Genomic DNA, 18,322 nt, shown 5'->3' on the forward strand with positions numbered 1-18,322 from the left:
GCAGCTGTGCTGGGTGGTCGCGTCTGCCGAATGAACGGCTCTACTTGCTGCCCTGACCGCGCGACCCCGCGCGTTTCCGACCAACCGAATGCCCTCGATACCGGCGGGAGACCCTCCATCTCAGGTCAGGAAGCGAGGGCGGGCCCCGGGATCGTTCTCCCGACGATCCCGGGGCCCACACCCCACGTCACCGATCCGAGGAGCTCGTCAAACACCGTGGATCCCCATATCTCCGCCACCGGCCTCACCTCGGTCGATCGTTCACCGCAGATAGGGGGCGACGTCCTCGGCGAGTTCCCGGTACTGCTCCAACGCCCGCCCGAGATCGGTGCCGAGTTGGTGGGCCAGCATCGCCGAGTTCGCTCCGACAACGGTGCGGGCGCGAGTGCCGGTCTCGAGGTAGCGGCCGTCGTGGCGGTCGTGCCATTGGATCGCCGCCACCCAGTGCGGTTGCCTACCACCTGACTCTCGCGGGCCACGGAACACCTGGATCACCCCGGCCGAGGTACATGGTTCTTCACGCAAACGGCGGTACTGCTCGCGAGGATCGGGTCCGTCGATGATCGTGACCACATCAGGATCGGCGGGCGCCAGATCATGATGAACGAACCGTTGCCGTGGCCGTTTCCCAGCTTCGACATCTGGCAGCATTTCGACAGAGAAGCGCGCCAGACTGTCGGCGCCGAACAGGCTCATCCGCACCCGCGCACCGTCAGGGGATTGTTCCACCAGGGCCCCGTGCCGATCGTGGCGGGCACCGACCGCCCGCACTGGCCGCTGCTTGCGATGCCCGTGCACCTCCACCCACGCCTCGGGCCCGGTCAGCACATCGAACGCGCGCCGCAACCGCTCGGCGGTATCGACGTCCAAACGTCCCCGCTCGGACCATTGTTCACGCACCGCCGACCGGTAGGACTCGAACGCGTTCATGTGCGTGAATTGGGAGGTGTAGTGCAGCGGGAATACCATCCGGTCGGCCGCCGGACCGAACCACAGCGCGGCGAATTCCTCGATATCGAACACCCACGACGTCATCGGTCACCGATCACCGGCGGGACGTGCTTGATGACACCTAGCAGCTCCGTGGTGTTGTCACCGTGGGTCAAGCTCACCTTCTTGTCCGTCTTGTCCGGGTCCTCGCCGCGACCACCACGGCCCGCCGCACCCGGCATCCCGTGCATCCCCGTCCCGGGCCCGTGCGCGGCAGCAGGCATTGCCCCGCGCGCGGCAGCGGGTGATCCCCCGGCACCAGCCGACCCCGGCGGCACCGCCGCACCCGGAGCCGGAACCGAACCCGACGCGCCACCCGGTCCCCCGCCAGGCGTACCGCCCCCACCTCCCGGCCCGCCACCGGGACCGAACGGAGTTGTTGTCGCGGGTCGCCCTGAGTCCCCTGGCAGCCCCGTCGTCGGTGTAGAACCGTTCGGTGCAGAGGCTGTCGACGCGGCCTGCGTCGAATCATCCTGCCCGCCAGTCGAAGTCGAACTATCCGACGACTGACTCGACGTATCCGGACTGTCGCCCGGCTGCTCACCGGTGTCCAGTTGCGAACCCGGATCATCGGTGTCGCCAGCCTCGGGCTCCGTCGCACCTGGCTCGCCCGAAACCGGACTTCCCCCCGACGGCAACGAACCAGGATCCTCCGAGGCACCCGGTCCTCCGGGGCCGACCTGCGGTGGCTGGTCGTTCGCGATCGTCATTGCGGGTGGGAACGTGGGCAGCTTCGTGTCCTGATCCTGGAACCCGACGACGTAGCGTTCCTGCATGATCCGACGCGCCTCGGCCTGCGCCGTTTCGGCTTCCCGAGTCTGGGAATCGAACCCCACCGGGTCTTTGGATTGATCAGCAGTCACCGAAACCACCGGCGGCAGAAACGATTTCGTCATCACCGCCGTCATCGCCGTACTACTGACCACCGACGAGACGTCACCGAACAGATCCGGCAACCGCGACGCGTCATCGCAATACCGGGCAACCGTGCTGATTGCCGCCTCGGCCGCCGAACCAGACCACCCACCATCGACCACACCCCGTACCGCGGCGAGGACACCCTGCGTCGAGGTGGTCACATCGGCATCGGCCTTCATCCATGCCTTCACGATCTCGCTGGTCGAGTTCACCACCGCTTCGAACGCATCCACGATCTGCTGATGAGTGAACCCGTCCACGTTCTCCGGATCGGTGATCCCCGGCGGATCATATTGTTTTGTCACCGGCTACCCCCGACATCGATACCCTCAGCCGCGGCGAGCTGGGTGAACTTCACCGCGAACTGCTCGTCGGCCTCCTCCAGACGAGCACGGATCGTCCGGAACAACGTCCGCATCTCATCTGCGGCGACCACGTGGCTCTGGAGAACATCGACCGCGTTGTTCGGTCCGCCCGACGCCTTCTCACGGAAACGCCGCACCAGCGTTTGTGCGGACGTCAACTCAGGAGACGCCTCGCCCAAACCCCACGCCTCCTGATCCGCCACCGTACGGATCTGGACTTGGACCAGCGTCAGTTGCCGTATCCGTTCGGTCATCGCCTTCTCCAGGGCGACGAACGCGGCCGGGTCCGCCTCCAACGACAGGCCGCCGTTCTCGGCGTGGGTGATGAGTTCCTTAATGGGAGTGACCACGGTCATGCGCCTTCCGGCATCGACGGAAGAACCTTATCGACAAGGTTCGTCACAAGATCGCAGCTGTTCAGGTGGCCCGTCGTCCGTCCGCTGGGCGGATTGGACAAGTCGAACTGGAGGCTTCCGGTCTTCATCTCCAGGTTGACGACACAGCTTTTCGAACCTTGCTCGGGAAACAGCGCGTAGAACGCTCCCGTGCGAGTACCGAACTTCTGCTCCCGGTACGAGTCGGGGAAACGCTGCCTGATGTCGGCCAGTGTCCGCGTGGTTCGGACAATCCGCACGTTGTAGCCGCTCTCGGTCACGGCGTAGCTGCAGCCGTGGGCTTTGGCGCCGTCGCGTTCCCAGTCCTCAGGGCCGAGCAGCATGAGCCCTTCCGACTTCAACACTGACTGCGGGAAATCGGCGCACGGGTCGAAATCGGGCTGCGCCACCGTGGTGGTCGACGCGGGCAGTGCAGTGGGCTCGGCGTCCGGGCCGGAGCATCCTGCGACAACCAGCGCGAGGACCCCGATTCCCAGCAGTCCTGGTCGCACCGCGTTGGCGGTTCGCCCTAAATTCCTCATTCGTCTTCGTCGGGAACCTTTCGGTTGCGCGGGCCGCGATTGCAGTAGGCGTCGGTGCGTTACCGCGCTCCGACCGTGGATCGTCATCGTTTCCCGATTGCGTTGTCGGGCAGTCCGGCGACCACGGCGGCGATGTTGTAGGTGGTCACTCGCGGGATCGGGTTGCCCTCGGCGTCTGTCCCGGCGGCCCGTGGGTAATCGCTGTGCCCGAAGGCACCGAACAGCGGCCGTTTCTCGCCGTCCTCAGACAACGATTGGCCGGTTTCGAGCTGATTGAAGTTCGAGTTGGTGGCCGGGTCCGGACCGAAGCCGCCGTTGTCCGACGCCCCCCACACGTCGGCGAGGACCGGAACCCCGCCGCCCTGGAGCACCCGAGGATTGAAGGGCCCGAGGTCCACCGGACTGTCGTTGAAACTGCCGGCGATCTTGGGGCCGTCCTGGGCCCATTTGATCGGGTCATCGTCGGTACGCATCACATAGGCGTGACCGTCCTCGAGACCCAGCTCCCCGGGCGACGCGGCCGCGACACCAGGCGAACCGTAGACAACCATGTCGGTGACCGGGTGATCCCCGTCCTGCAACGCCATCCCGGTCGTCAGAGACCCATATGAATGACCGACCGCCGTGATGTGCGGCGGTTCCGTACCTTGGTGCGAGGCCTCCAGACCGTTGTAGAACCGGTTGAGCGCCTGGCCGCCCTCGGCTGCACGCTCGTTCGAACCGACATCGGTCAACCCTTCGAGGGCCGCGCCATATTCACCCTCGGCATATACCTTCTTGACCTGCGGAGTGTCATACCCAATCCACGCCACCGTCGCGACGTCCTCGGTGCCCCGGCCCGCCAGAGCGAGCTGGCGTTTCGATTCCGTATTCAACAGGTCGGCCTCACTGGTCATGCCGGTGATGTCGTCACGCACCCGCGTATCCAGGCCCGGCGTGACCACCGCGACATGTTCGGCCTTGTCAGGGTCGCCGACTGACACCGCCGCCCGCGTCTGACGCCCGGCGGTTGTGTCGAGCAGGATCAGCTTGCGATCAACCCAGCCCGGCGGGACCTCGGTGGGTTTCGTGATCGCCTTGTCCACGGCCTTCAGGTCGTCGAGTTTCGTTGTCGCGGCGCGGTACTCGTCGCTGTCGGTGCCGAACTGTGCGGCGACTGTGCTTTGCTCGGCTTCGGCGAGCGCGATCATTCCCGGCAATCGAACCCGGTTGGCCGCATCGCGATCGGCGATCGGGATGCCGTCACGGTTACCGATCAGATCCGGATAGGTGCTGATGAACTGGGCCTGCTCAGCCTCGGTGAGCGTGTTCCACCAATGCCGGTTGGTTTCCACACTGGCATCCAGCGCCGGGATCTGACCGAGATTCACCTTGCTCGGGTCAACAGCGTTCGCGGCGAATACCTTGTCGGAGAACGCTTCCCGGATCGCAGACTCGCATCGCTGATCAGCAGTCCGAAGATCAGCCAACGCCTTCTGTACGGTGATCGTGCGGTCAGCGGCATCGGAGATCAGCATCCCCCAAGCCTTCATCGACATCGCCGCACCCAGCCGGGCCACTAATGTCGTGTACATCTTCTTACTCGCCGACACGGTCCCGTCATCGGCGACGTCGAAGGTATTGGCGAGCGCGTCATCGACGTGCTTGAGCACCGTTTGACGATGCGCCGAGATGTCGAGCGCACCCGTCGTCGCCGCCGTTGCGGCCGTGTTCAAAGCGTCCGCGACCTTGATCGTGTCGGTATGGATGGTGGCCACCCGTTCCCTGGCCGTATCGCCGGATCCACCAACCCAGTAGTCACCCGCGTCCGCTGCCGCCGCCGTGACCGGGGTCAGCTCCCGCATGATCTTGGCCGCGGCGAGTTGCCAGGCGATCCCGTGTAACCCGAGCGTCTCCGGTTTCCACCCACGCGATCGCGAAACCGTCATCGGTGCAACAGCTTTCGCGTCGCTCATCGCACACCCTGCCCGGCCCGAGCAATGTCAGACGCGATCGCCTCGTCCTTACCGGTGAACTCGCTCACCGCCAGTAGCGTGATCTCACTCACCGACACGAAGTTGGTGCGCACTGCCAGCAATGCGTCCCTCGCCATGTCCGACACCGTCTGACACATCGGCGCCGTCAACGCGCCCGCTAGATCGGTCTGCAACTGCTCGGTATTGCCGCCGACATCCAGGGCGGCCAGCACATGGCCGACGGTGTCGAAACTGGTCCCGAGCGCGCGCACACGATCGGGATCGAAATCAAGCATGGGCATAGCAGACCCCCTCCAAGGCCAGCGAACCCGGGCTCCCGTTCCCGACTCGCTGACCAGGATTCTGCCATACTCAACCGACATCAGACGCGGGGAGAAACAAGCGGGGGCACTGCCATGACATCCACTAATCCGATAGATCTGCTCACCTTCGCTCTCAGTGAGCAACGGGCCGTCATGACGGACCCGACCGGCTCGGTCACCGTCGAACTCACCGCCGACGGCTCCATCATCGCGATCCGACTCTCCGAGACCGGCCACCACATGACACCGGCCATGGTCGCCGAACTGATCATGTCCCTACACACCGCAGGACTGGCCCAGGCGCAGAAAGCGCTCGAAGCTGCCCTGTCCGGCGGCGAAACTCCCGCGAACCCCGAACCCGAGGTTGCCGACTCACCAGCGGCCCTACTGCCGCAACCACACCCCACCGGACAGCCCGATCCAGACCATTCCGCCGAATTCCGCTCTCCTGCATATCATTTAGATTCCGCACCCAGCGCATCGCCGGAGTTCGCGATGTCCGCCGAACCCCGTGTGCAGCTATCGCAACGCGACGAACCGCACAGCGCGACGATCCCAGCAACAGCCGGGCCACCGCCGACACCTCACACCGAGGTAACGCCACCGGCCCAGGACCCCCGTCCGCGGCCGAGTCCCGAACCCACCTACCCCGACGATCCCGCCGATGAGGACGAGTACTTCCGAACCTTCAGCGTCTTCGAATACGACGACCACCACCCACGCGGACGCGGGTAAAACGGCCACGAACCCACCGCCCGCACATCGGCCACTATCAGTAGAACTACCGAGCCAGGGCACGCATCGACCCCCATCCCGCGACGCCCGGCAACCCCCTACTGTCATCGGCATGACCGAATACGCAGCGACATCGAGATTACCTGCCCCGCGTATGCGGGGGCGGGACCTGGCCCGCTCGGAATGCTGCCACGACCACGACTGAGTCCGCTTGCCTCACACCTCGACACAGCCCGAGGCTGCGACCGCGTACTCGCCACTCCAGGCCGCCCGCATCCACCGCTACCGAGGACACCCCCGATGAACTACCCACACGTGAATCCACCGCAGTACTCGCACCAGCCCGATTTCCGAGACCGGTACGCGCGGTATCAGGCGCAGAACCGGCGCCACCGCTGGTGGCACACACTCGACATATGCCTGGCCGCAGCCCTGTGGCTACTGCCGCTCGCCTTCATCGTCCTGACCCTGATATTCCCCGGCACCTGGATCATCGTCGCGTCATCACAGGACTGCGTGAAATATCCAACAACCTGCATGGATCCCTACGACATCCCCAAAGAACTGATCCTCGGCACAGGACTCGCACTCGTCGTCGGACTCGCCGGCACAGCCCTGTCCACCACACGACGCTGGCCCCACCTCCCAGCCGCCATCATCGGCGCTGCGATCCTGATGTGGACATGGGTCGCGGCATTCGGAACTGCGTTCGGGTAAGAGCCCTGCGGGATTCAGGCGGATAGCATCGCTCGATCTCGAACCAACGAGGCCCCCGGCCTTGACTGATGCCGGTAGGTGATGATTATGCGTTGACGCGCCCCGGCAAGTGACGGGGACGGCCGGTAGGTTCTCAGTTGCCCGTCGAAGGTGAATGCCGAGGTCGACACGTTAAGTTGCGAGCTACGGCGACAGCATCCCAATAGAAGTGCGCGGCGGATCAGTTTCGATGATGACAGGCCAGGCTGCCCAGGCCGTCGGCAACAACGGCCTTCTTGATCCTCAACTCACAGCATCTCGTGATGCACATCCACCGGCGGGGCAATCGCGCGGGCAGCACAGGCGGATCCGTACCCATCGAGCCGTCTTGTCCGAGCCCCAGACGCACTGCCTTCCCCCGAACCCAGGCGCTCCGACATGATGGTGATCCTCTTCCCCTAACCAAGCAAGCGGTCACAACCGGCTACGGCTCAAGTCGACCAGGACGGTCGTACAACGCGCCCGGTGCTGAGTCGTGTCGGAGGCTCACACTAGAGTCATCGACAAGTAGAACAGTGGCCCTCGCAGGGCCTTTGGCCTCGTTGAGAACCGGAGTGTTTCCAATCGTGTCAGTTCTGTCGAGCTATGTGTGGGGCGTCGCAGGCCCTCTCCATGACCCAGTTGTCGAGTTCGGATCGGAGGTCTTGCGGTCCACGATGCTCCGTCGCCTTGAGCGCGCCGCGGTCCCGCATCGACGAGCGAGCACCAATGCCTGAACTGAACTGGGTTGGCAAAGCCAACGTCATCACCCACCACATGGACGTACCTTTCCGCGTCCTCGACCGGGAATACTCATTCGATGAGAGCGGCCAGCATTCGCACGACAATGGGTCGCCGAACATGGTCATCCATGGCGACAACCTCGAAGCTCTCAAGGCGCTGCTCCCGCAGTATGAGGGGCGAATCGACTGCATCTATATCGACCCGCCGTACAACACGGGCAACGAAGGCTGGATCTACAACGACAACGTCAACGACCCCAGAATCAAGAAGTGGCTTGGGGACGTCGTCGGCAAGGAAGGCGAAGACCTCTCCCGCCATGACAAGTGGCTGTGCATGATGTACCCGCGTCTTCGACTGCTCCACAAGCTTCTCGCTCCTACCGGTGTCATCTTCATCTCCATCGATGACAACGAGTTCGCGAATCTCGGCAAGGTCATGGATGAGATCTTCGGCTCGTCCAACAGGCTCGCTTATGCGCCTGTGCGGTCCGAGCCCAGCGGAGGGAAGGATAAGACCGCCCTGCGCACCGGGCACGAGTACCTCCTGATCTATACCAAGGGCGACCAGAGCATGCTGGCACTGCAAGAGAAGGAGACTGGAGCGCTCAACCTCAGCGACTCGCTCGGGCCATACAAGAAGGGGCGCGAGCTGCGAAAGTGGGGTGCCACGTCCGACCGATCCGACAGGCCCAAGCTGTGGTTTCCGGTCACTGCCCCGAACGGAACAGTCGTGCTGCCGTTCAAGAACGACGGGACGGACGGGTACTGGCGTTGGGGCAAAGACCATCCCGGAATGGCGCAGATCCTCGTGGATCCAGGCTTCGCACATTGGGAACTCACGCCGTATGACGCAGGGGTCTCGGTAAACGGCGAGGCGGAACGCTGGGTGCCGTACGAGAAGATCCGCGATGTCACGACCTCGTTTGGCTGGAACACATGGCTTGACGGCTACGGCACGAACGCGGATGCCACGGCGGTCATCAAGGCGATCTTCGGATCCAAGAAGTTCGACACGCCGAAGCCGCTGAGCCTGCTCGAATGGCTCGTCGCCCTCAACAGCAACCCCAACGCAATCGTCCTCGACTCGTTTGCTGGATCTGGAACGACTGCTCAGGCGGTCCTGAATCTCAACAAGAGGGATGGCGGGAATCGTAGCTTCATCCTGGTCGAGCTGGGCGACTACGCCGACGAGGTGACGGCTGAGCGCGTGCGCCGCGTAATCAACGGCTATACCGGCGAGACCGCTGAAGAAGTCGTGCTGTATGAGCAGAAGCTGACCCTGGGCGCTTTGAAGAATGCTCCCGAGATCCTGGCCGAAGCGACGAAAGTTGCCGACGACGCCGAGCGCGAGGGCGAGTACACAAAGGTATGGCGCCCCAAGGTGAGCACCAAGGTGACCGGAAAGACCGGCTCGACCTTTGTGCAGGTCGTCGCCACGCAGATCCGTGACTTCGACGTGTCCGGCACTGGTGGTTCGTTCTCCTTCTACGAGCTTGGAGAGCCGCTGCTGGTCGATGGCAACCTGAATGCCTCGGTGCCAGCTGAGCGGATTCGTGAATACATCTGGTTCACCGAGACCCAGACCATGGCCTCAGGGGAATCCTCGGAGACGCATCCGTACTTCTTGGGGATCGACCGTCGCGTCGCCTACCACTTCATCTACGAGGCTGACGAAGTCACGAACGTCGGCCACAAGTACATCGCTTCCCTCTCTTCCGAGGTGGTATCGGATGCTCTGGTGATCTACGCGGACACCTGCACGCTTAGCGACCGGGAGATGTCGAACTTGAACGTCACATTCAAGAAGATCCCCCGCGATATTACGAGGCTGTGAGTCAAGGACCACCATGGAACTCAAGAAATACCAGAAGCGAGTGATCAGCGACCTCGTTTCCTACCTGGACTGCCTGAAGCAGACCGACTCTCTTTCTGCCGCCTACCGGGACTACTGGGCGTCCAAGCAGGTGGCGGTCGGCGCGGGTGGGATCCACTCGTATCAGAACATCGTTGATGGGGTGCCCCACGTCTGCTACAAGGTGCCCACCGGAGGGGGCAAGACCCTGCTGGCGTGCGCGTCCGTGCGGCCGATTTTTGAGGCGCTGCCGATCCGCAAGACGAAGGCCGTGGTCTGGCTGGTGCCCTCCGACGCGATCCTCACCCAGACCCTCGCTGCGCTCAGCGACCCCAGCCACTTGTACCGTCAGCAGCTCAATCTGGACTTCGGCTCTCGCGTCGAGGTGTACTCGAAGAAGGAACTGTTGGCGGGGCAGAACTTCAACCCGGCGACGGTCGCTGAGCAGCTGACGGTGATGGTGCTTTCGTACGATTCGTTCCGCTCGGCGAACAGGGAGGGGCGCAAGGCCTTCCAGGCCAACGGTGCGCTGGAGCCCTTCCGAACCGCTCTCGGCCCTGCTGAGCTGACCATCGACGACGCTGATGAGACAGCGTTGTTCCAGGTTATCAACCAGCTTGAGCCTCTGGTCATTGTGGACGAGTCGCACCATGCACGCAGCGACCTCTCCAAGGAGATGCTGCGCAATTTCAACCCTTCGTTCGTGCTCGACCTGACGGCGACCCCGAAGAGCGAGTCCAACATCATCGCCTATGTGGACGCGCTGGCTCTCAAGGCCGAACACATGGTTAAGCTGCCTGTCGTCGTCTACAACAAGGCGTCGCAGACAGAGGTCATCACCGACTCCATCGACATCCGACGAGTCCTGGAGCGCGCGGCTACTGCCGAGTTTGAAGCCGGCGGTGAGTACATCCGCCCCATAGTGCTGTTCCAGGCGCAGCCGAAGACTTCGGAGGATGCCACGTCCTTTGAGAAGCTCCGTGCGAAGCTGATCGATGCCGGGGTTCCCCGTGATCAGATCGCCATCAAGACGGCCAGCGTCGACGAACTGAAGAGCGTCAATCTCCTCAGCGAGTTATGTCCGATCCGGTACATCATCACCGTCAACGCCCTCAAGGAGGGCTGGGACTGCCCATTCGCGTACGTGCTTGCGTCCCTGGCGAACAAGACCAGCCAGATCGATGTGGAGCAGATCCTCGGACGCATCCTTCGTCAGCCCCATACCAAGCACCACGCGAACGGCCTGCTCAACACTTCCTACGTCCTGACCTCATCGAACGACTTCCGATCCACCATTGACAACGTGGTCGACGGGTTGAACGCAGCAGGATTCACCGCGCGCGACTACCGCGTGGCGAACCAGTTGCCGACGGACGAGTCGGCTCAGCCCGCGGCGGCCACATCGCCCACATCGACCGCCGGGGACGCTCCCGCAGGAGAGCCGGACAAGGCGAACGAGGAATTCCTCGAGTTCGACGTCGAGGCCGTCTCGGAACGAATCGGGACCGACGAAGCAGACGAGGTGCCGACATCGGTTGAGGACATGGTGCGCGTCGCCGAGCAAGCTGGCGACGACTACGAACGCAAGGCAGAAGACGCGCTGGCGACGGCGTCAGAGAACGCACTGCCTGCGGACTTGGAGGACAAGGTGCCCCACTACGCGATGAGCCCAGCCCATTCGGACCAGGCCCTCGCGCTGCGACTGCCGAAGTTCTACGTCGAGACCAGCGACCTGTTCACCTCCATCGACGGCGAGTCCGGGGTGTTGCTGTCGCCAGCCCGCTTGACGGAAGGGTTCACTCTCAAGGGCCGAGACTCCAACGTGGATGTCGCGCACGCTGTCGAGCAGATCGTCACCGTGGACGTCCGCACAGACAGCGGTGACAGGCCTAAGGCTTTCAGCATGAACGCGCGGCAGCAGCAGGAGTTCCGCAAGCACTTCGACTCACTGCCGATGGAGAGCCGAGCGCGGGAGTGCCGCGACATGATCTTCGCTCTCTTGGACAAGAAGACCTACAACGCGATCTCCTCAGCGGACCTCAGGAACTATGTCCATCGGGTCGTGGGGAATCTCGATGGACCTCAGCTCACAGTCCTTCAGACGTCTCCGCACGCGATAGCTAACCGCATCCGCGCGAAGATCGATGGATTCCTGGTCGAGCACCGTCTGGTCGAATTCGAAGCAGGGCTCGACGACGAATCGATCAATGTCCGCTCAACTTATCAACTCCCGGAACGCATCTCGCTCACCGACCCTTCCACCTCCGTGGGTGGATCGCTGTACGATGCCGAAGGCGGCATGAACGGCGAGGAGCGCGATCTCATCATGAAGGTCGCCGCATTGGACAACGTGGCCTGGTGGCACCGGGTCGTCGAACGAGCACCTGATGCATTCTGCATCAATGGCCACATAAACCACTATCCGGACTTCATCGTCTGCACCAAGAGCGGCAGGATCGTCCTGGTCGAGTCCAAGGGCGAGATGCTCAGGAATGATGACTCTCGATCCAAGATCAAGCTCGGCGAGAAATGGGCGAAGGCTGCGGGTGGGATGTATCGCTACTACATGGTCTTCCAGGACGGGGTGCAGCCCTTGGAAGGCGGATTCATATCATCCGACTTCCTCGGCCGTATGGAACGCCTCTGACGCCCTGTCGGAATTCAAGGAGTTTGAGTCCAGTAAGTGTTCAGCCGCAGCTTGGGCCCGGTCTTTCTCGCTCGTTTCCGGAGTCGGTTGGTTGATCCACGCACCGGTGGGGAAGGTCGGTGGCCGCCGGGCCCTGTGGCAGCGGTCCCGCTGGCGGAGCGGTCCGGGTGAGCCGCGTGGGCGGCGGCTCATCCCTGTCGGCGGGCTGATCAAGACAGGTCCACGTTTCGGAACCTGCCTTGCGCAGGCTCGGCCGCCAACATCGCGTTCGGCGGCGATCAGCGGGTAGCTGGTTCGACCGCTCGCAACTGACGTGCCGCTGATCACGCATCCGGCACGGTGGAACAGACCTGATCTGCGATCAGGCCTGGGCAGGCTCTTGTTCTGTACGCATCCCGATGTCGTGAACGCACCCGACCCGGATGCTCGACACTGCCGAACTGCGCACCCGACATCAACCCTCGCGAAGGGACTCGGCATCCTCAGCGAGGATGCCGAACCACGCCGCATACTTCGCAAATGTCACAGCGGCTACCGGGTAGCGCCTGCCTGTCTGTTGACGGGTCACGTCAGCCGCCTGCAGCATCGTCTCCACGTTGTGCACCCAAGAACCGAACGTCATTATCAAAGCCGCCAATCGGAACACTGTGATATGAGCTCGAGCCGGGTCATTCTCGTCCACACCAATGGTCCCGTACAGCTCGCTCATCACCACCGCGATAATCCATAGGCGTTCCAAACAACCGGGGTGCGAATCTGAAGGATCCGCAGTCCACTCATCACGGAAATGAGCAACCGAAACGAGCGCTATACCCGCTCCTCCAATAGCAGTTTCAATTAAATTCTTCGAATGCTCTTCCGGAACAAAATGGCCACACAAAATCAGTGTTGCCAACAAGTCCGCCTCAACCTCACACCGCTGATCTTCGGACATTGTCCTGAGCTTCTCTGCAATCAGACTGTTCGTAGTGACCTCGCGCAAGACCTTGACAACATCTTGATCCTTCCTGCTTGACATGTCTCGTGCCAGATGGTGACCGAGTTCGTGTGCAAGTATCCAGGATTCCGCAGCTGACGCCAGGCTCTCTGCGGCTCGGCGAAATTCCTCGCTCGGAGACACCATCGGCAACGAACCTTTCATCGCGAGCAGCCCGCCAGCTCGGTACAACGCGATAGCTTCGTCGAAGTCGGACCGCATGCCCTGCCACATCGCTTCGACCTCGGAGTCCGTCATATTCTTGCCCAGGTCGACGCTGTAAATGAAGGTTCCTTGCATCGATGCGTACGCGTATATGACCTGTGTGAAGTTTTCGGACATCGAAATCATGCCACCACGCAGATTTCTATTTGCAGTAGCTGTATCAATGTCCGAAAATGTTCGACCCGCGAAGATGTTTCTCGCGCGATCGCGCCATTTCGGGTGTACCATTTCCACAATGTTCACAAGCATGTCATGCAAATGTGGACAGTTGGACCGACTATCCTCGGCGCACGGGTCCCATTCCGTCAGGTACTTCGGAATCGCCCGTCCGCCCGCAGCCTTGACATAATCGACAAGTTTGGGATTTGCCCAGTAACTAATTCTTGGCTCTTTGGTTCGATCGAAAAATAGCCCGCGTGAGTTCTTCAACCGCATCATTTCGGTGAAGTCACCGCCCTTCGTGTGCTCGATGAGGACTTCGGAAACCGGAACTCTCGCTATACCGATGTGGCAATTCCCTGGTCCATCGACTCGATGAACTGCACGATCCGTTCTCCTGACGGCGGGAGATACGGCCGATACTCGGCGACCGCGAACACGTAGGCCCAAGCCAGCAGCCGGTTCGGCATCAGCAAGGGATGGTCGGCCAGGTCGTCGAGCCGTTCGGCAATCGTTCGTGGCCCGTCCTGAATCGCTACCCACAGCGCGGCTTCGGCGTTGACGTCGCCGACGGCGCCCAATGGGTCGATCGTGTACCAGAGGTCAGGTCCTTGCAAAATGTTCTTGGCCTGCAGATCCGCGTGGAGGACTCGAGGCCGTTCAGTGGTGCTCAGGAGCTTGTCGATCACCACCTGTGCGTCCGCGAGGTGTCGGTGGCCGTCGATGCGCTCGATGGCGGCCGTGAACCGGGCATCGTCGAAACGTTCTCTGGCCCAACCCATTCGCATCTCGATCACGTCGCCGAGATCTTTCAAGGCGGGTGGTTCTGGCAGGTCCGGTGCGTTGAGCCGGCTGAGAAGCGTTGCGAAGCTCGTTGACTCGCCGGGATCGCCGCCCGGCCATGCCACGGTGCCGGGGATGATGCGGGTCATCAGGAAGACACCGGTGTCGACGTCATGGTGCAGGACCGATGGTGCAGCGTTGCCTGCCGCCCAGCGGTCGATCATCTGCATCTCGGTGTTGCCTGCCTCCAGGTCGACAGGGATCTTCAGTACCGCAGCTTGACCGGTTTCGACCTCGGTGCAGTAGGCGCAGCACGACATCGCCCCGTTCTCCGCGATGCTCTCCAACTCCAAGCCCCACCGCTGCGCATACTGTGCGAGCTGGGCCGGGAGCGCGCCGAGCCAAGTACGGCCGTCGTCCTCGCCGCGCAGGAAGATGATGGCCGCTTCCAGCCGTTCAGGGATTGTCGGGATGTTCATCGAGACAGCACCTCCTGGATTCGGTGGGTGACACGGTCGAGGTCGTTCTCGTCGTTGTAGATGTGCGTCGAGAGCCGCAGCAGACATTCTCCGCTCGCCCCCTGACCCACCCACGCCCGGATCTCAGCCCCGTGCAACGCATCCTTGACCTGGAGTGGAGTCACTCCGTCGAGTATGAACGATCTCAGCCGCGGCGGCCTGAATTCCGTTGCGGCAGTGCGCCGGGCGCCGAAATCGACCATGGCCCGATCTGCCATATCGGCCAGCGCCTCGCAATCATCGAGTCGCCCGTCCGCCTGCCATTCGCGCCACTGCCCGATCGCGGCATCCATGCAGAGCCGCGGGACCGGATCAAACGTTCCCGGCCACGAGAACCTCTCGACGAGGTCTGGGGAGTCCCACGTCAGCGATACCTCAGCGGGTCGGATGTCGAATTCTGGAGTGCGCCAGAGAAGGCCCACCGGTCGCAAGGTCGGAAACCACTTGTGAAGAGTTCCGAATACAGCCGCCGCACCCCACAGCCCGGGAGGCAAAGGCAGGTGCCCGGGAACGTGCGCAGCGTCGAGAATCAGGTGGCCACCACGCTGCTCGACCCACACACTCAGCGCCGGGATGGGCATCTGAATCGCTGTGGAGGACGTGATGGCACTGACCTGCAGGTAGTCGACCGGGCCCGGGACTTGCCGGTCGAGCCGTGCCAACAGCGCCGTCGTCGACTCCAACGGGATCGGCACACTGACTGTGATCAGTCGTGCTCCGGCCTTCGCGCAAGCGACCTCCCACGCCCGGCGGATCGAGGAGTACTCGACATCGAGCACGACCACCGTGCTACTCGCGCCCAGTGGAACAGAGGCGATGATCGCCGCGGCGGCCGAGGTGGCGTTGGCGCACAGCGTCATTCGAGCACTATCGAGACCGAGGACTTCGGCGACCGATGCGGACTGCGCGGTGAGCCGCTGGGTCAGTTCCGCACCGAGATGCAGGTTCGGGTCAGATTCGATCTGACGCCGCAGTCGCTCCCCCTCGGCGATTACGCGCAGGGAACTCAGTCCGTAAGACGCGTGATTGAACTGGGTGAGGCCGGCGCGGAGCGGAAAGTCCTCAACCGCCGCGAGGTTCATGACAGGCCGGCCCTCAGCTGCGTCAGATCCGGCACGTCGAACCGGAAGATCGCATCAGCTGCCTGCGCGGCATCAAGGGGCACACCCAATTCGGCGACCGCGAACGCGACCGGATCCCACTGCGGCGTCCGAGTACGGAGCCGTTCGATCAGACCGTGAAGTAGCTCGCGGGATTCGACTAGGAGGAAGTCTTCATTCGCTGCGCGGAACACCTCCTCGAGGAACCCCTCAGCCGCTACCGGACCCCACCGCCATTCGATCTCCGCCAGCTGGCACGCCAAAGTGGTCGAAATCCTTCCCGCGGCGGCCGTCTGGCTGATGTCGGTAAACACCGCGAAAGCATTCGCTGCGTTGGGGAATTCACCTCTCAGCCCGAGGACCCGGCTCAGATCACGGACATGCGGTGGGTTCTCACTGGCCACCCCGGATGTCTGCGACATCTCCCGCAGCTGGGTGAGGAGTTCGGCTGAGCGTTCGACCTCCATGCACGCCATCGTCTTCTTGCTGAGCCAGTGGACAGCCTCGTACTCGGCGTAGGGGTGTCCAGCCGAGCGGGCGACATCTATCGCCTTTTGCAGCCACTGCTCGGCTTCCATCGGCTGGCCCGCGGCCAGGTGCGCCAGCCCTCGGTGACCGAACGCGCGAGATTGAACTTCGGGCTCGGTCGACATCGCTGCTACCTGGTCGCACAGCTCGATACACCGGACGCAGTCCTGGGCAGGCCCACACAGGGCGACCTCGGCGTAGAGGTTCAGAGTCTCGGCGAGCAATCCCCCGGGTTCGGGGAAGTCGACCGCCAGCTGGTCGAGCACCTGTCGCGCCTGCGTCCAGCGGCAGGTCATGCGCAGGTTCCGTGCCCACAACAGCCGCAGATGCGCCACATCCGCAGAAGCCACAGCGTCCGCGATGGCTAGCGCGAGTCCCTCCACACAAGCATCGATGCCGGCGGCGTGATCGCCTCCGGCGGACAGACATTCGGCCAACAGTGCGTGCGAGGCGAAACTCGGTGTGTGTTCGACCGCGATGCGTGCGAGGTCGCGGGCTTTGGAGACAGCGCCCAGCGCGAACTGGCGCCTGGCGGCCTGCAGCGCGAGCGGCCCCGCTTTCGCGCCATCGGCTGCTTCGACAGCTACTGCCGCCGCCCGCACGAACAACTCGTCATCCCAGTTCTGTTCGGCCTCGAGGATCTGGAGCAGTTTCGCGTGGTGACGCCGCCACCGGGGCCCATTAGCGGCGCCGCGTTCGCGCAGCACCTGCGCGAACAGTGGGTGGTGAATGCGGTAGCGGTCGTAGTCGTTTCGCCGTTCGGCGGGACGCAGGAGGTCGTGTTCGTCGAAGAGGACATGCAGCCGCTCGTACACGTCATCGACGTCGGACCGAGTCAGCTGGGCCAGGTAGTCGACCTCGAAGTTGTAGCCGATCAGGGCTGCGGTTTCGAGCAACCGCTGATCCTCGGAGGTCAGGTACGACAGCCGATCTTCGATCACCGCGGTGATCTGCTGGGGCGGGCGGTGACCACTACGCTCGCCGACTCGGGCCAACGACTCAGCGAACAGGGGGTTGCCCGCGCTCAACTGCACGATCCGCGACACCGCACCCGGCGAGATGTTCGGTCCCGCGACCGTGCGGCGCACCAATTCCTCGGTGTCGTTCGGCGACAGGCGCACCAGATCGATGACCGGCGTCTCAGGGCGATACCGGCACAGTTTGAACACTGTGCGCTGCAACGGATGTGTCAGATCGGCGGACTTCAGCTGATCGGACCGGTAGGCCAGAACAAGGACCAGCGGACCTTGGATCCGCAACGCGATCGCTGTCAGAAGGTCGATGGTCGCGGTGTCAGCCCAATGCAGGTCATCAAGCACCATCACCAACGGAGTGTCCGTGACGATGTCCTCAATAAGCCGAAGCAACTGGTCGAGCCGACTGTCCATCTCGGTCCGCTCACCACCACTCGCCGCGTACGACTGACCAGTCCGGACACCAGCCGCCAGCACCTGCCCCAACACCGGGACCGACTCGATCCAATCCGGGGCATTCTGCTTGAACGACTGCGTGATTCGCTGCCACCGCGACGCCGAACCAGAACGCTGCGCCGACGAAGCCAACGACCTCAAACACTCCCGCACAGCCTGAAACGAGTCCGACGCCAGCGAGTTCAGCATCGCCTGCCCGTAACCGGTCAGCAGATGGGCGGAGCTGTGCCGCTCGGCAGCATCGTGCGCGAATCGGGTCAGCAGGCTGGTCTTGCCGACCCCTGCCTCGCCACGGAGAACGATGACGCGCGCCTCACGGCGCTCGACCGAACGGTCAACGGCCGCCAACAGCGCCGCCAACTCATCGACCCTGTCCACCAACGGCGCTGGTGCACCAGTCCCCGACACAGAAACCCCTCCCGAC

Annotated in this window: 14 protein-coding genes; 4 read left to right on the forward strand and 10 right to left on the reverse strand. The window is 63.1% G+C overall.

The features are described from left to right. Positions 1 to 261 precede the first annotated feature (261 nt). The 6 genes from ACFWO8_RS19015 to ACFWO8_RS19040 all read right to left on the reverse strand — a co-directional run bounded on the left by ACFWO8_RS19015 (position 262) and on the right by ACFWO8_RS19040 (position 5,446). Positions 262 to 1,035 carry an ESX secretion-associated protein EspG gene (locus tag ACFWO8_RS19015; RefSeq protein WP_378952526.1) on the reverse strand — a complete coding sequence of 258 codons (774 nt, stop codon included), beginning with the start codon at positions 1,033 to 1,035 and terminating at the stop codon, positions 262 to 264. Continuing rightward, entirely contained in the window at positions 1,032 to 2,213 is a 1,182-nt protein-coding gene (locus tag ACFWO8_RS19020) for a hypothetical protein (RefSeq protein WP_378952529.1), read from the reverse strand. The genes ACFWO8_RS19015 and ACFWO8_RS19020 overlap by 4 nt, the downstream gene beginning before the upstream one ends. Continuing rightward, on the reverse strand, positions 2,210 to 2,629 hold the full coding sequence (locus ACFWO8_RS19025; protein WP_378952532.1) for a hypothetical protein: 420 nt from the start codon (positions 2,627 to 2,629) through the stop codon (positions 2,210 to 2,212). The genes ACFWO8_RS19020 and ACFWO8_RS19025 overlap by 4 nt, the downstream gene beginning before the upstream one ends. Then, positions 2,626 to 3,159 (reverse strand): DUF3558 domain-containing protein, encoded by a 534-nt coding sequence (locus tag ACFWO8_RS19030; RefSeq protein ID WP_378952535.1) that lies wholly within the window; start codon positions 3,157 to 3,159, stop codon positions 2,626 to 2,628. The genes ACFWO8_RS19025 and ACFWO8_RS19030 overlap by 4 nt, the downstream gene beginning before the upstream one ends. Positions 3,160 to 3,272: 113 nt before the next feature. After that, positions 3,273 to 5,117, reverse strand: coding sequence for an alpha/beta hydrolase (locus ACFWO8_RS19035; protein ID WP_378952538.1), 1,845 nt, complete (start codon positions 5,115 to 5,117; stop codon positions 3,273 to 3,275). Positions 5,118 to 5,140: 23 nt separating this feature from the next. Then, the gene (locus tag ACFWO8_RS19040) at positions 5,141 to 5,446 is read right to left on the reverse strand and encodes a hypothetical protein (RefSeq protein WP_378952541.1); all 306 of its coding nucleotides are present in this window, start codon (positions 5,444 to 5,446) and stop codon (positions 5,141 to 5,143) included. A 114-nt stretch (positions 5,447 to 5,560) separates the two neighbouring features. On the opposite strand from ACFWO8_RS19040, the gene ACFWO8_RS19045 reads away from it, so the two are divergent. The 4 genes from ACFWO8_RS19045 to ACFWO8_RS19060 all read left to right on the forward strand — a co-directional run bounded on the left by ACFWO8_RS19045 (position 5,561) and on the right by ACFWO8_RS19060 (position 12,179). Next, positions 5,561 to 6,202 (forward strand): hypothetical protein, encoded by a 642-nt coding sequence (locus ACFWO8_RS19045; RefSeq protein WP_378952544.1) that lies wholly within the window; start codon positions 5,561 to 5,563, stop codon positions 6,200 to 6,202. A gap of 300 nt (positions 6,203 to 6,502) precedes the next feature. After that, positions 6,503 to 6,919: a hypothetical protein gene (locus ACFWO8_RS19050; protein ID WP_378952547.1), complete on the forward strand. Its 417-nt coding sequence runs from the start codon at positions 6,503 to 6,505 to the stop codon at positions 6,917 to 6,919. A 747-nt stretch (positions 6,920 to 7,666) separates the two neighbouring features. Next, positions 7,667 to 9,514 (forward strand): site-specific DNA-methyltransferase, encoded by a 1,848-nt coding sequence (locus tag ACFWO8_RS19055; protein WP_378952550.1) that lies wholly within the window; start codon positions 7,667 to 7,669, stop codon positions 9,512 to 9,514. A 13-nt stretch (positions 9,515 to 9,527) separates the two neighbouring features. Beyond that, on the forward strand, positions 9,528 to 12,179 hold the full coding sequence (locus ACFWO8_RS19060) for a DEAD/DEAH box helicase (RefSeq protein WP_378952553.1): 2,652 nt from the start codon (positions 9,528 to 9,530) through the stop codon (positions 12,177 to 12,179). Between the two features lie 454 nt (positions 12,180 to 12,633). Here the strand turns inward: ACFWO8_RS19060 and ACFWO8_RS19065 are convergent, their stop codons facing one another. The 4 genes from ACFWO8_RS19065 to ACFWO8_RS19080 are packed head-to-tail and all read right to left on the reverse strand — an operon-like array spanning position 12,634 to position 18,276. Continuing rightward, the gene (locus ACFWO8_RS19065) at positions 12,634 to 13,818 is read right to left on the reverse strand and encodes a hypothetical protein (RefSeq protein WP_378952556.1); all 1,185 of its coding nucleotides are present in this window, start codon (positions 13,816 to 13,818) and stop codon (positions 12,634 to 12,636) included. Positions 13,819 to 13,877: 59 nt separating this feature from the next. Continuing rightward, a complete protein-coding gene (locus tag ACFWO8_RS19070) occupies positions 13,878 to 14,801 on the reverse strand; it encodes an aminoglycoside phosphotransferase family protein (protein WP_378952559.1) in 924 nt (307 codons plus the stop codon). Next, complete coding sequence (locus ACFWO8_RS19075) at positions 14,798 to 15,922, reverse strand: aminotransferase class V-fold PLP-dependent enzyme (protein ID WP_378952562.1); 1,125 nt, start codon at positions 15,920 to 15,922, stop codon at positions 14,798 to 14,800. Before ACFWO8_RS19075 ends, ACFWO8_RS19070 begins: the two co-directional genes overlap by 4 nt. Next, on the reverse strand, positions 15,919 to 18,276 hold the full coding sequence (locus ACFWO8_RS19080; protein WP_378952565.1) for an ATP-binding protein: 2,358 nt from the start codon (positions 18,274 to 18,276) through the stop codon (positions 15,919 to 15,921). The genes ACFWO8_RS19075 and ACFWO8_RS19080 overlap by 4 nt, the downstream gene beginning before the upstream one ends. Between the last annotated feature and the right edge of the window lie 46 nt (positions 18,277 to 18,322).

The sequence above is a fragment of the Nocardia sp. NPDC058480 genome (assembly GCF_042720495.1).
Lineage (GTDB): Bacteria > Actinomycetota > Actinomycetes > Mycobacteriales > Mycobacteriaceae > Nocardia.

Bases quoted from the DNA above. Each gene is read 5' to 3' on its own strand.
- ACFWO8_RS19035 (WP_378952538.1), bottom strand. From the start codon at position 5,117: ATGACGGTTTCGCGATCGCGTGGGTGGAAACCGGAGACGCTCGGGTTA.
- ACFWO8_RS19060 (WP_378952553.1), top strand. From the start codon at position 9,528: ATGGAACTCAAGAAATACCAGAAGCGAGTGATCAGCGACCTCGTTTCC.
- ACFWO8_RS19055 (WP_378952550.1), top strand. From the start codon at position 7,667: ATGCCTGAACTGAACTGGGTTGGCAAAGCCAACGTCATCACCCACCAC.
- ACFWO8_RS19070 (WP_378952559.1), bottom strand. From the start codon at position 14,801: ATGAACATCCCGACAATCCCTGAACGGCTGGAAGCGGCCATCATCTTC.
- ACFWO8_RS19050 (WP_378952547.1), top strand. From the start codon at position 6,503: ATGAACTACCCACACGTGAATCCACCGCAGTACTCGCACCAGCCCGAT.
- ACFWO8_RS19015 (WP_378952526.1), bottom strand. From the start codon at position 1,035: ATGACGTCGTGGGTGTTCGATATCGAGGAATTCGCCGCGCTGTGGTTC.
- ACFWO8_RS19025 (WP_378952532.1), bottom strand. From the start codon at position 2,629: ATGACCGTGGTCACTCCCATTAAGGAACTCATCACCCACGCCGAGAAC.
- ACFWO8_RS19040 (WP_378952541.1), bottom strand. From the start codon at position 5,446: ATGCCCATGCTTGATTTCGATCCCGATCGTGTGCGCGCGCTCGGGACC.
- ACFWO8_RS19065 (WP_378952556.1), bottom strand. From the start codon at position 13,818: ATGATGCGGTTGAAGAACTCACGCGGGCTATTTTTCGATCGAACCAAA.
- ACFWO8_RS19075 (WP_378952562.1), bottom strand. From the start codon at position 15,922: ATGAACCTCGCGGCGGTTGAGGACTTTCCGCTCCGCGCCGGCCTCACC.
- ACFWO8_RS19045 (WP_378952544.1), top strand. From the start codon at position 5,561: ATGACATCCACTAATCCGATAGATCTGCTCACCTTCGCTCTCAGTGAG.